The 12,509-nt window shown below is 38.2% G+C and carries 12 protein-coding genes; 4 read left to right on the top strand and 8 right to left on the bottom strand.

Annotated features, from left to right (window positions below):
• Nucleotides 1-23 precede the first annotated feature (23 nt).
• Together PSF86_RS00145 and PSF86_RS00140 are read right to left on the bottom strand one after the other, a co-directional pair.
• A complete protein-coding gene (locus PSF86_RS00145; RefSeq protein WP_277898033.1) occupies nt 24-1,064 on the bottom strand; it encodes an FAD:protein FMN transferase in 1,041 nt (346 codons plus the stop codon).
• Nucleotides 1,045-1,404 (bottom strand): DUF8840 domain-containing protein, encoded by a 360-nt coding sequence (locus tag PSF86_RS00140; RefSeq protein WP_277898032.1) that lies wholly within the window; start codon nt 1,402-1,404, stop codon nt 1,045-1,047. The genes PSF86_RS00145 and PSF86_RS00140 overlap by 20 nt, the downstream gene beginning before the upstream one ends.
• Before the next feature lie 190 nt (nt 1,405-1,594).
• Here PSF86_RS00140 and PSF86_RS00135 point away from each other — a divergent pair, with 190 nt between their 5' ends.
• Nucleotides 1,595-3,403, top strand: coding sequence for a vWA domain-containing protein (locus PSF86_RS00135; protein WP_277898031.1), 1,809 nt, complete (start codon nt 1,595-1,597; stop codon nt 3,401-3,403).
• Nucleotides 3,404-3,460: 57 nt separating this feature from the next.
• On the top strand, nt 3,461-3,979 hold the full coding sequence (locus PSF86_RS00130) for a hypothetical protein (RefSeq protein ID WP_277898030.1): 519 nt from the start codon (nt 3,461-3,463) through the stop codon (nt 3,977-3,979).
• A gap of 79 nt (nt 3,980-4,058) precedes the next feature.
• On the opposite strand, the gene nqrF is transcribed toward PSF86_RS00130, so the two are convergent.
• The 6 genes from nqrF to PSF86_RS00100 are packed head-to-tail and all read right to left on the bottom strand — an operon-like array spanning nt 4,059 to nt 9,983.
• Complete coding sequence (nqrF, locus tag PSF86_RS00125; RefSeq protein WP_277898029.1) at nt 4,059-5,351, bottom strand: NADH:ubiquinone reductase (Na(+)-transporting) subunit F; 1,293 nt, start codon at nt 5,349-5,351, stop codon at nt 4,059-4,061.
• Nucleotides 5,352-5,373: 22 nt separating this feature from the next.
• A complete protein-coding gene (gene nqrE / locus PSF86_RS00120; protein ID WP_277898028.1) occupies nt 5,374-5,988 on the bottom strand; it encodes an NADH:ubiquinone reductase (Na(+)-transporting) subunit E in 615 nt (204 codons plus the stop codon).
• Between the two features lie 26 nt (nt 5,989-6,014).
• A complete protein-coding gene (locus tag PSF86_RS00115; RefSeq protein ID WP_277898027.1) occupies nt 6,015-6,737 on the bottom strand; it encodes an NADH:ubiquinone reductase (Na(+)-transporting) subunit D in 723 nt (240 codons plus the stop codon).
• Between the two features lie 5 nt (nt 6,738-6,742).
• Entirely contained in the window at nt 6,743-7,465 is a 723-nt protein-coding gene (gene nqrC / locus PSF86_RS00110; protein WP_277898026.1) for an NADH:ubiquinone reductase (Na(+)-transporting) subunit C, read from the bottom strand.
• Nucleotides 7,466-7,467: 2 nt separating this feature from the next.
• Nucleotides 7,468-8,625: an NADH:ubiquinone reductase (Na(+)-transporting) subunit B gene (locus tag PSF86_RS00105; RefSeq protein WP_277898025.1), complete on the bottom strand. Its 1,158-nt coding sequence runs from the start codon at nt 8,623-8,625 to the stop codon at nt 7,468-7,470.
• Nucleotides 8,626-8,639: 14 nt separating this feature from the next.
• On the bottom strand, nt 8,640-9,983 hold the full coding sequence (locus PSF86_RS00100) for a Na(+)-translocating NADH-quinone reductase subunit A (protein WP_277898024.1): 1,344 nt from the start codon (nt 9,981-9,983) through the stop codon (nt 8,640-8,642).
• 161 nt (nt 9,984-10,144) lie between these two features.
• Between PSF86_RS00100 and PSF86_RS00095 the strand changes: the two genes are divergently transcribed.
• Together PSF86_RS00095 and PSF86_RS00090 are read left to right on the top strand one after the other, a co-directional pair.
• On the top strand, nt 10,145-11,401 hold the full coding sequence (locus PSF86_RS00095) for a type IX secretion system plug protein (RefSeq protein ID WP_277898023.1): 1,257 nt from the start codon (nt 10,145-10,147) through the stop codon (nt 11,399-11,401).
• A 14-nt stretch (nt 11,402-11,415) separates the two neighbouring features.
• Nucleotides 11,416-12,507, top strand: coding sequence for a DUF3667 domain-containing protein (locus tag PSF86_RS00090; protein WP_277898022.1), 1,092 nt, complete (start codon nt 11,416-11,418; stop codon nt 12,505-12,507).
• The last annotated feature ends 2 nt before the right edge of the window (nt 12,508-12,509 follow it).

Here is a 12,509-nt window from a genome sequence, read left to right as displayed (position 1 = left end):
GCCGTTCGGTTTTAATTAAATTGTTATTCCAAAAGCAACTCCTGAAAGCCCTTAGTTTTATATTCAATAAGGTCTCCATCTTTATCGGCGCTAATGATGTATGCATCAATTTCTGGGGTTACTTTTAAAAGTTCCTTTGCCTTTTCCAAGGGCATTACCATTAGGGCAGTTGCATAAGCATCGGCCAACATACAGCTATCTGCCACCACAGAAACACTTAGAACACTGCTTTTTTGGGGATATCCGGTCAATGGGTTTATAATATGCACATAATGCTCGCCCGTTGCTTCGTCTACCCTAAATTTACGGTAGTTGCCGCTCGTGGCCATTGCCTTGTCTTTAAGCTCTACCTTGGCAATTAAAACGCGCTGTTCCTTATCCTGCATAGGGCTGTCAATGGCCACCACCCAATTTTTAATCTTATTTGTGTTTTGGCTATTCCCTCTGGTTAAAATTTCACCGCCCAGTTCGATTAGATAATTTTCCACGCCGTTTCTTTCAAACATCCTTCCAATAAGGTCGATGGTATATCCTTTAGCCAAGGCATTAAAATCCAAGTATATGTTTTTATTCTTTTTTATAATCCTATAATCATCAGACATAAAAACCTTATCAAAACCAGTAAATTCCAAAATACTGTCAACTTGATAATCTTCCATATGGTTTACGGCCTTTTCAGGTCCAAACCCCCAAGCATTTATAAGAGCACCCACGGTGGGATCGAAAAAACCATTGGTCTTGCGCCATATCTGTTTTGCATGTAAGTACACTTCCCGAAAGTATTTATCGACCACTACGGCAGAATCGCCTCTGTTAATAGCAGATATATCTGACGTTGGAAGGTATGTGGACATGGATTTGTTTACCGTATCAAAAACGGCATCGATTTGGCCTTTAAGGTCTTCAGTGTCGTTTTCTACCTCATATTTTATGTTGTAAGTCGTACCAAGGGCATATCCCTGTTCTACTTTAAAGTTAGACTCTGCCTGAGAATTGCATCCTATAAAAAAAACAACAACCAATCCTAGTTGCCATAATAATAATTTAGATTTCAATAATGCCATTATAGTTAATGATATAGTTTTCGTTTTTAGTTATAGGGGCTTCATAGTTTTTTGCGTTGGCAATACCAACGCCGGCATAATATGTACGGGCCTTAAATTTTAACGCATGCTCCTTCATGGTTTCCATATACGTAACATCATATTTTTCCGGATTGTTAGGATATAAAACTGCCTTTACAACAACAAAATGAAGCTTTTTGTTTTTTAAGCATACAAATTGCGGATCTTTTTTTAATTGGCTATTAACCGAAATAAATTCAAAGCCCTGCTTCTCCAAATCTTTTCCAACAACATTCATTGCTAAATTGTGTAGTTCTTGTGTAGTAAGTTCTATCGACATAAGGATCGTTTAATAAAATTTTCGGTATCTGTAGTTATAAAAGCAAGCTCAGTAAAATTACACAAAACTACAGGAAGAATAAGCACAAAAAAGGTATTAACCAATATTTTTAAGTCAAACGGTATTTATTGGTACGGCCCTTTTGGCACAGATGTTGATTTTTACAAAAAACAAACTAAAAATTATACATATGCGAAGCTTATATATTTTATTGTTCATTCTTAGTACCACATGGGCTACAGCCCAGACTAGACAGATTACGGGAACAGTAACCGATGCATCAGACGGAAGTCCGATACCTGGTGTAAACATTATAAATACAACTACCAACGCTAGTACGGCTACCAATTATAACGGTCGTTTTTCCATTGCCGCCAAAACCGGGGACGTTCTTTCTTTTTCATTCTTGGGAATGAAGCCAAAAAAAGTTAGCGTCAAAGAAAAAAGCAAAGAGCTTAATATACAATTGGAGCCATCTGGTGAAGAATTGGAAGAAATTATGATTGTGGAAGATGCTGCCGAGTTGAAGAAAAACATGAATGTAATAAGGGGCATAAGTACATATTCCACGCAAATAGCATATCCCCCATCTCCTCAAGCAAACACTGAAAGCTATACTGAAATTAACGAGCGTGGCTTTCAACAGGTTACTTATAAGCCACTTTCCACTTTTTCAATTGATGTCGACAAGGCTTCATATAGTAATATGAGGCGTATGATTAACAACGGAGAAGAAATACCAAAGGACGCCATTAAAATTGAAGAATTGATCAATTATTTCAAGTATGAATACAAACAACCCACAGGAGACGACCCTTTTTCAATTGAAACCACGTTGAACAAAACACCATGGAACGAGCAGCACGAACTTATAAAAATAGGAATTCAAGGGAAAAACGTTCCGTTGGACAACATTCCTCCATCAAACTTGGTATTCCTCATTGATGTATCGGGCTCCATGCAGGCCCCCAACAAACTGCCATTGTTAAAATCGGCCTTTAAATTATTGGTCGGTCAATTACGTCCTAAAGATCGGGTTTCCGTTGTGGTATATGCAGGTGCGGCAGGATTGGTACTCCCACCTACCCCAGGCAGTGACAAAAACAAAATTATAGAAGCTTTGGACAAACTCGAAGCCGGTGGATCGACAGCCGGAAGCAAAGGTTTGCAACTTGCCTATGAAACAGCTCAGGAAAATTTTATAAAAAAAGGAAACAATAGGGTAATTCTTGCCACCGACGGCGATTTCAACATAGGTCCTTCCAGCGACCGCGAAATGGAAGACCTCATTGAAGAAAAAAGAAAAAGTGGTGTTTTTTTAACCTGTTTGGGCTTTGGAATGGGAAATTACAAAGATTCCAAGCTAGAAACCCTAGCTGATAAAGGAAACGGAAACCATGCCTATATTGATACCATGCAAGAAGCACAACGTGTTTTAGGCACCGAGTTTGGAGGCACACTTTATACCATTGCTAAGGATGTAAAGATTCAGGTGGAATTTAACCCCGAAAAGATACAGGCATATAGATTAATTGGATACGAAAACAGGCTTTTAAACGATGAAGATTTTAAAGACGATACCAAAGATGCAGGCGAATTGGGCAGTGGACATACCGTATCCGCTTTGTATGAGCTTATTCCAGAAGGTATTGACAGCCCTTATTTAAAAGATATAGATTCTTTAAAATATACCAAAACAACAGCCACCAATACTTATGGAAACGAATTGCTTACCGTAAAGTTCAGGTATAAAAAACCTGATGGAGACACTAGTAAAGAAATAGTACACCCAGTTAATGATAAACCATCGCCGACCAATGTCGATTTTAACTTTGCTTCGGCTGTTGCCATGTGGGGGATGTACTTAAGGGATTCTGAATATTTAAACGGTACCACCAAAGAACAAATAGTAAACTTGGCCGAAAACAACAAAGGGGTTGACAAGGAAGGGTACCGTGCAGAATTTGTTCGGTTAATGAAAAGCTACAATAGATTTTAGTATCTTTGTTTATAGATTATTTTTACAACTATAATTGCAAACAAAAAACATAACATTATGAATATTAAAAAAATAGCTTTTATAGCGCTATCCGCAACAATGATTATGTCCTGCAACAATAAAAAGGGCAACAACTCTGACAGCAGTGATAACGATTTTACACGTGCTGGAAAACCAGAAACTATGAAAACAGAAATTGTAGCTAATTATTTTCCAAAAAAAGATATTGCACCCAATGTAATACAGTTTTTTACCATTGATAACCAACAGGAGTTCGACCAAAAATTTGGGGCTGCCAAAACCATGAACAACGAAGTGACCCAAATTGATTTTAATGAAAATAGGGTAGGCGTAATTTTACTCCCTGAAAGCAATAGAAAAGAGATTATAGAAATTGATGATGCTAAAAGAATTGGATCCAGCGTTATTATAGAATACAATATTGAAGAAGGCGAAGAACAGTCTTTTACAAGCATGGCTGTCCTTATTTTTAAACTTCCGGGAGACAACCGTTTAAAAACCGTTGAATTTAAATCGGGGGACGAAACCAATATTGTAAATGTTGAAGCTAAATAAATATCGAATTTTAATGATAAAAAAACCACGCCGAAAAACGTGGTTTTTTTATATCTATATATGCGTATGTAATGATTGTTTATCCTCCAAAGTCATCAAAACGAACATTCTCTGGCGGCACACCAAAATCGTCGCACATTTTTTCAACAGCCTTGTTCATTAATGGCGGTCCGCAGAAATAGAATTCTATATCCTCTGGGGCTTCATGATGGTTCAAGTAATTATCGATAACTACTTGGTGAACAAAGCCAACAAAACCATCACCTTCGCCATCAAGTCCATCTTTTACTTTCCAATTATCTTCTTCTAAAGGCTCGGATAGGGCAATATAAAATTTAAAGTTAGGGAAATCCCTTTCTAATTCCCTAAAATGCTCTAAGTAAAACAATTCACGTTTAGAGCGTCCACCGTACCAATATGTAACTTTTCTACCGGTTTTAAGGGTTTTAAAGAGATGGTACAAATGTGAACGCATTGGCGCCATTCCGGCCCCACCGCCAACATATAGCATTTCTGCTTCGCTCGGGTTGATAAAGAATTCTCCGTAAGGTCCTGAAATTACAACTTTATCTCCCGCTTTTCTGGAAAATATATAAGAAGATGCTATACCTGGATTTACATCCATCCAGCCATTTTTATTTCTATCCCATGGCGGGGTTGCAATACGCACGTTCAACATAATATCCCTTCCTTCGGCAGGATAAGAAGCCATTGAGTAGGCCCTTTCAACAACCTCTGTATTTTTCATCACCAAAGGCCATAAATTAAATTTATCCCACTCTAGCTGGAATTTTTTAGGGTCTTCGTGTTCTTCGGGGTGAGCAGTAATATTAATATCTTCATATTTAACTTCCACCGGCGGAATCTCAATTTGAATATATCCACCCGCTTGGTAATCCATATCTTCCGGGATACGTACAACAAATTCTTTTATGAAAGAAGCCACGTTCCAGTTACGAACAACCTCTGCTTCCCATTTTTTTATACCAAATACCTCTTCCGGTACTTGAATAACCATGTCCTGTTTTACCTTTACCTGACATCCAAGCCTCCATCCTTCGGCGGCTTCTTTACGGGTAAAGTGCGGTTCTTCGGTTGGAAGCATTTGCCCCCCGCCTTCTTTAACTATACACTTACACTGGATACAGGTACCACCACCACCACAGGCAGAAGGTAAAAATATTTTGCTATTTCCTAAAGTTGATAACAAGGTCCCCCCTGACGAAACTTCAACATCTTTTTCTCCGTTGATTTTTAATGTTACAGGACCCGAAGGAACGAGTTTTGCTTTTGCGGTTAATAATATTCCTACCAATACAAAAATAAGTGCCAGAAAAACTATTAAACTTGCTATGATTACTGAATAATCCATATGCTAATTAACTAAATACGATTTATAATTTAATTCCCATAAAACTCATGAAGCCAAGCGCCATAAGTCCTGTTATGATAAAGGTAATTCCCAAGCCTCTTAATGGAGCAGGAACATTTGAGTAGGTAATCTTTTCCCGCACAGCAGAAATAGCCAGAATTGCTAAAAACCAGCCCACACCGGAGCCTAATCCATAAACGGCCGCCTCGGATACGCCACCAAAATCTTTTTGTTGCATAAATAGCGATCCACCAAGAATTGCACAGTTTACCGCAATTAATGGCAAGAAAATACCCAAAGCACCGTATAATGCGGGAGCAAACCGCTCCACAATCATTTCTACAAGTTGTACCATGGATGCAATTACGGCAATAAACATGATAAAACTTAAAAAGCTAAGGTCAAGCTCGGCATATTCTGGCCCAAGCCAAGATAAAGCCCCGGGCTTTAACAGGTAATTATCTAATAAAAAGTTGATAGGCACTGTAATTGCCAATACAAAGATAACAGCAGCACCAAGACCAACAGCAGTTTTTACGGTTTTAGAAACCGCTAAGTAAGAACACATCCCCAAGAAATAGGCAAAAATCATGTTCTCAACAAAAATACTTTTTACAAAAAGGTTTACATATTCCATTTTAAATATTTTTTAAAGTCTGATGCTTAATGTTTTTCTATTAACTTACGGTTTCTGGAACGCTGTACCCAAATAATAATACCAACAACCAATAAGGCGGCTGGCGATAACAGCATTAAACCGTTATTTTGATATCCCAGAGCATACAATCCTGTAGATTCGGCAATTGTCACCCCTTTATGTCCAAGAACCTCAAAACCAAACAATTTTCCAGAACCCAAAAGTTCCCTAAAAAACGCTACGATAATTAATATCATTCCATAACCAGCTGCGTTTCCAATTCCGTCAAGGAAAGACTTCCAAGGTCCGTTCCCCAAGGCAAAGGCCTCCAAACGGCCCATTACAATACAGTTGGTAATAATCAACCCAACAAAAACCGAAAGTTCCTTACTCACGTCGTAGGCATAGGCCTTGAGCACCTCGTTAACCAAGATCACCAAAGCGGCCACTACCACCAATTGAACAATAATCCTGATCCTGTTGGGGATTAAGTTCCTTAAAAGCGATACAATAACGTTACTGGCAGCAACTACCACCAATACAGCAATGGCCATTACGATAGAAGGTTTTAACTGAACCGTAATTGCCAATGCAGAACAAATACCCAATACCTGTACGGTAATCGGGTTATCGTCGTTTAAAGGATCTGTTAATAATTTTCTGTTTTTCTTAGAGAAAAGTGGTTCTTTTTCTTCAGCAACAAAAAGCACCACGGGAGATTTCTCTTTTTTGTTTTCAGTGTCAGCCATAATATTTATTTTAAAGCTACTTTAGTATTTTGTTCCTTTAGGTATGGAAGGTAATATTCCAACCTGTTGTGTATCATTGCCGTTACACCGTTTCCGGTAATGGTAGCCCCGGAAATAGCATCAACTGCATTATCGTCTTTATTATCTCCACCTGAATATCCTTTTTGAACTGTAATTCCTACAAAATTTCCAGATTCATCATATATCTTCTCGTTTTGGAACCGTTGTTGAAACCAAGCTTGTGTAATCTCACCACCCAGTCCGGGAGTTTCGCCTTTATGATCAAAAACTGCTCCTTTAACGGTATTTACATCATCTTCCAAAGAAATATATCCCCAAATGGCATCCCATAATCCGGCTCCACGTAGTGGTATAACATAATATTTCTTGCCTTCCACATCTGCAATATATAATGGAAAGCGTTGTTTCTCCTCATCTTTTTTAAGCTCTTTTGCAAGGTCTACTTTAAAAGGATCTACATCTGTTACCACTTCTCCTTTGCTGTTGAGGGCAACCTCTTCTGTAATGTATTTTTTATAGGTTTCTTCTGCATCTTCTTTAGTTGCTGTGACCCCTATGGTAGACAAGATGTTTTGCATCTTCTCTATTTTAATATTTGCAGCTTGCTTAGGCTGTAAGGAAGTGGCGGCAAATGCAAGTGCAGATGCTACTACAACAACCATTATAGTTGCGAATATAAATGTATATGCGTTACTATCTCTATTCATAATTAAGCTGATTTTACCTTAACGGCAGATAAACGTTTCTTTCTTCTTTTGATATTAGCCTGAATTACATAATGGTCTATGGTCGGCGCAAAGACGTTCATTAATAAAATTGCTAACATTACCCCTTCTGGATATGCCGGGTTGAAAACACGGATCATGATACAGAATATCCCGATAAGGATTCCGTATATCCATTTTCCTTTTTGTGTCTGGGCGGCAGATACGGGATCGGTGGCCATGAACACAATACCAAAGGCAAATCCTCCAACAATTAATTGCTGGTACCAAGGAAAGGACATTAAATCGTTTGCTCCCCATAGATTGAAAAGGAAGCCCATAAATGCTCCACCTATTACCCCGCCAGCCATAATTCTCCAGCTTCCTACTCCGGTAAGCACCAAAATGGCGGCTCCAACTAGAATCCACAAAGTAGATGTTTCTGCAATAGATCCTGGAATGGCTCCTTCAAACATATTCCACATACTGTAATGTACGTCTTTTCCGGCAGCCAAGGTACCTAAAATTGTTTCTCCCGAAATAGCATCGATTTTACTGGCGTCAGAGACCCATACTTTGTTTCCAGACATAAAAGTAGGATATGCAAAGAATGCAAAAACCCTTGCAGTTAGTGCAGGGTTTAAAATATTCATCCCGGTTCCTCCAAAAGCCTCTTTACCAATTAAAACGGCAAAAGCTACTGAAACGCCAACCATCCATAAAGGAATGTCTATCGGCATGATCATTGGCACCAACAATCCGGTTACCAAGAACCCTTCGTTTACTTCGTGGCCTCTGTAAATGGCAAAAATAAATTCAATACCAAGACCTACGATATACGAAACTGCAATCATAGGCAATATCTTCCACAAACCATGTGTAAATGCATCCATAAACGTAAATGCTTCACCCAATTGCGAAAAATGCTGGTAACCTGTATTGTATATCCCGTAAATTAAGGCAGGCAACAAGGCTATAACTACGGTAATCATTGTTCTTTTTAAATCTACTGCATCACGAATGTGCGCTCCCTTTTTTGTGGTATGGTTGGGCACAAATAAAAAAGTATCGAATGCATTGATTGCGGGAGCATATTTCTCCCATTTCTCCCCTTTGTTAAAAGGTTTTTTTAGTTGATCTAACTTTTTTCTTAAAGCGTTCATATCTTACGTTTTATTTAACCAACTTCTTTTATCATTACATCTAAAGCTTCCCTGATAATGGCTTGTGCTTCAAGCTTAGAAGTATTAACATAGTCTACCAATGCAAAATCTTCGGGAGCCACTTCATGGATCCCCAGATTTTCCATTTTCTCTATATTTAATACCATACATTCTTTAAGAAGTTGCATTGGATATATGTCCATTGGCATTACTTTCTCCATCTCCCCTGTAACAACCAATGCCCTTTCTTCGCCGTTTAAATTGGTGTCCACCTTATATTTTTTATTCGGGAACAGCCAAGACAAAGAAGTTTTGGACATACTTGGGATATTGTTGTCTTTAAAAGGCAACCATCCAAACATTCTATAGGTATTTCCTTCTGGAATTAGGGAAATTATGCTACTGTAATAACCAACAAAACCATCGTTAGATATTCTATCTCCGGTAAGTACATCTCCACTGATAATACGGACATTAGCCGGTACCTGACCTATAATCTCTTTTACATTAGTACCTATTTTAAACCTGAAATACTGTGCTTTTGGAGCTTCGGTCCCTGCTACGGCAACAACACGGGTGGCATCGAACTTTCCTGTTTTAAAAAAGGAGCCTATAATTGCCACATCTTCCGGGCTTACAACCCAAACGCGCTCTCCTGAATTAATGGGATCTATGTGGTGAATTTGAACACCAACATTCCCGGCAGGATGGGGGCCTGAAACCGTGTGCAGCTGAACGCCCTTTACTTCGTTTAAAAACGAAGCGGACTTTTTGTCTACGCAGAGGTGGGTTTTGCCTGTGGTAAGTTTCGATATTGCCTGAAGCCCGAACTGAAACTCTTCTTTTCTTTTTTCCAGGACAAACTCAACATCGGCAGCCAATGGCGCCGTTGAAAGCCCTGAAATAAAGATTGCTTTGGGGGTATCTTCCGGGTTTGCCACAATATCGTATGGCCTTTGTTTGATGAATGGCCAACATCCGCCTTCCAGCAAATGCTCCTTTACTTCATCTCCAGACATTTTTTCAACGTCCTTTTGACCAAATTCCTTGTAAGTGTCGGCTGAATCAGCTTCGATTACGACCTCTAAAATTCTTCGTTTTGCCCCTCTTCGGATTTCTTTCAAAGTTCCGCTAACGGGCGAAACAAACTTCACCCTGTCGCTGTACTTTGAATAAAAAATAGTATCTCCGGCCTTAACAGACTCACCTTCCTTGATAACCATTTTTGGCGTAACACCATGAAAATCGGTAGGCTTAATAGCGAAGTTTTTAGATCTTGGCGCATCAGAAACTAGTTTTTCCGCCTCGCCTTTCAGCTTAATATCTAAGCCTTTTCTAATCTTAATGTCGTTTGACATGCTATCTATCTAATGAAATTAGTTAACTCAAAAATTCGTGCAAATTTAATAATTAAAACATAGTTCGCATAATAAAAACCTATATTTTTCAGTGCTTTAACAATCAACACCAACACAGTTGGTATTTTGTGTATCTTTAGCCCAAACAATGGACAACGACAATGATTTTCAACTATAAGGTTTTCGCTTTTATTTTGTTATTGGGCAATATATGCACGGCACAAGTTCAAAAAGAAATAGCCCCCCCGGCAAATATTAAATCAATCGTGTTTAAATCGAGCTATGAAGGCGATCAATTTCCTATTGTAAAAATAGGGGAAAGCGTTAATTTGACCTTTGATGATCTGTATGCCGACGAGAAAGATTATTATTATAAAATTGAACACTGCAATTATAATTGGTCCCCGTCCAAGCTTTTAAAGTCTCAATTTCTAGACGGAATCGACGACCAGCGTATCATGCGCTACCAAAACTCGCTCTCCACCATTCAACCTTACACTAATTATAAGTTAACGCTCCCCAACCAGCAAACTAAGTTTAAGGTAACTGGAAATTATATTTTAAAAGTTGTAGACAATACCGGTGAAGTTATATTTTCGCGACGTTTTGCTGTTTACAAAGAGCTTGTCCAAGTAGGTGCGGTTACCAAGAGATCCCGTAATTTTGACATTATCGACAAGGCCCAACGCTTGGAGTTTTTTATTAATTCACCAGATTATGAACTTGTAAACCCACAACAGGAAGTTAAAGTCGCCCTTATAAAAAACAGCAACTTCTCTACCATGATTACAGGGCTAAAACCCCAGTTTATCTCAGGAAACCAACTAATATACAAATACGATAAAGAAGCCACTTTTGAAGGGGGGAACGAATATTTTTGGTTCGACACCAAAGAAATCAGGGTTGCAAATAACAGCATTGCAAAAGTGAAGCTTACCAATAGGTACAACCATTACCTTTATACCAACGAAATAAGAAAGGACAAACCTTATACATACAACCCTGACATTAATGGCGACTTTTATATTAGGAGTATTGATGGCACCGGCCAAAACCCCGACCACGAAGCCGATTATTCTTTTATACGCTTTAGCCTGGAATATAACAACACCATTGGGCTGGACAAAATATATGTCTATGGAAAATTTAACAATTACGCCCTAACAGATGAGAACCTGCTCAAGTTTAACGAAGAAACCAATACGCTCAATACGGCTATTTTATTAAAACAAGGTTTTTACAACTATAAATTTGTAAAAGTAAACGGCGAAGGCATTACCGACCTCAACTTTATCTGCGGAAATTTTTGGCAAACCGAAAACACTTATACCATTTTAGTTTACTACCGTGAATTTGGCAACAATTACGACAGCATTATTGGCATAGGAAGTGCCTCATCCACAGATATTTCCAACTAACACCTATTCATTATATGGACAACACAACCCGGTCTGAGTTAAAATACAGGGGAACACAATGCCTTAATTGTAAAATCCCCCTTGAAAGCAGCGATCGTTTTTGCCCAAATTGCGGACAATTAAACAGCACCAAAAAGATTTCTGTTTTCGACATAATCGAGGAGTTAATGGGCAGCGTTTTCTCTTATGACTCAAAGCTGAGGAAAACGCTTACCGCACTTATTTTAAGACCAGGAAAAATTACATCAGAATTTATAAAGGGAAAAAGAGCCACCTACACCAACCCTTTCCGATTCTTTTTCAGCATTACCATTTTATATTTTCTGATGATAAGCTACAATAGCGACTTTAGCAGTATTGACGAGTTTTGGAACAACGAGCTCCTTCAGGACAGTTTACATATTGAAACAACGCTTCAGCAAATAAAAGATGCCAGCACAAATAAAGAGGATACGGCTTTAATAGACTCTCTAATAACAAAATACAGTCCTAAAGAAAAAAACGACAATTTAGACCTCGACCCAAAAGCCTATTTTGCCGAACTTGAACAAAAACCTATGTTCAATACCATATACGATAAAACAGTATATTTTTTTAATGGTATACAGGCAAAAAAATACCGTCAGTACGAAGATGCACTTTCACGCTTAAAAATAGAGAGCACCCTAGAAAACAAAACTGCTTTCAGCATTGCAAAAAGCTCATATAAATCTTATCATCATCCGGGGAGTTTTTTTGAAAATCTGGTTTCAAAGCTACCATTTGTAATCTTCTTTTACCTGCCCGTTTTTTCAATTTTTATATGGCTGGTTTACCCAAAGCGGAAGTTTTACTACATAGACCATTTAATTTTCAGCTTTCATACACAAACCCTTTTCATCCTCTTGCTCATTATAACCTTCCTTATAAAATGGTTTTTCAATATAAACCTTCATTGGATAGCCTTAATAGTATTCCTGCTTTATCTATATAAATCAATGCGAGGCTTTTACAAGGAGAAAAGATTCAAAACAATTGTTAAATTTATATATCTTAATACTATTTTTCTTATTTTAGCCTTGTTTTCGTTTTCCATGATTTTATTTGTAAGTGCACTCACTTATTAACT

Origin of the sequence: Galbibacter pacificus, from assembly GCF_029603165.1 — a bacterium.
GTDB lineage: Bacteria > Bacteroidota > Bacteroidia > Flavobacteriales > Flavobacteriaceae > Galbibacter > Galbibacter pacificus.
Note: the sequence above shows the minus strand (reverse complement) of the source record. Positions and strands in the feature narration are given on the sequence as shown.

What these genes read in the sequence shown, in the direction of transcription:
- PSF86_RS00145 (WP_277898033.1), bottom strand. Translation starts at nt 1,064, where the DNA reads ATGGCATTATTGAAATCTAAATTATTATTATGGCAACTAGGATTGGTT.
- PSF86_RS00140 (WP_277898032.1), bottom strand. Translation starts at nt 1,404, where the DNA reads ATGTCGATAGAACTTACTACACAAGAACTACACAATTTAGCAATGAAT.
- PSF86_RS00135 (WP_277898031.1), top strand. Translation starts at nt 1,595, where the DNA reads ATGCGAAGCTTATATATTTTATTGTTCATTCTTAGTACCACATGGGCT.
- PSF86_RS00130 (WP_277898030.1), top strand. Translation starts at nt 3,461, where the DNA reads ATGAATATTAAAAAAATAGCTTTTATAGCGCTATCCGCAACAATGATT.
- nqrF (WP_277898029.1), bottom strand. Translation starts at nt 5,351, where the DNA reads ATGGATTATTCAGTAATCATAGCAAGTTTAATAGTTTTTCTGGCACTT.
- nqrE (WP_277898028.1), bottom strand. Translation starts at nt 5,988, where the DNA reads ATGGAATATGTAAACCTTTTTGTAAAAAGTATTTTTGTTGAGAACATG.
- PSF86_RS00115 (WP_277898027.1), bottom strand. Translation starts at nt 6,737, where the DNA reads ATGGCTGACACTGAAAACAAAAAAGAGAAATCTCCCGTGGTGCTTTTT.
- nqrC (WP_277898026.1), bottom strand. Translation starts at nt 7,465, where the DNA reads ATGAATAGAGATAGTAACGCATATACATTTATATTCGCAACTATAATG.
- PSF86_RS00105 (WP_277898025.1), bottom strand. Translation starts at nt 8,625, where the DNA reads ATGAACGCTTTAAGAAAAAAGTTAGATCAACTAAAAAAACCTTTTAAC.
- PSF86_RS00100 (WP_277898024.1), bottom strand. Translation starts at nt 9,983, where the DNA reads ATGTCAAACGACATTAAGATTAGAAAAGGCTTAGATATTAAGCTGAAA.
- PSF86_RS00095 (WP_277898023.1), top strand. Translation starts at nt 10,145, where the DNA reads ATGATTTTCAACTATAAGGTTTTCGCTTTTATTTTGTTATTGGGCAAT.
- PSF86_RS00090 (WP_277898022.1), top strand. Translation starts at nt 11,416, where the DNA reads ATGGACAACACAACCCGGTCTGAGTTAAAATACAGGGGAACACAATGC.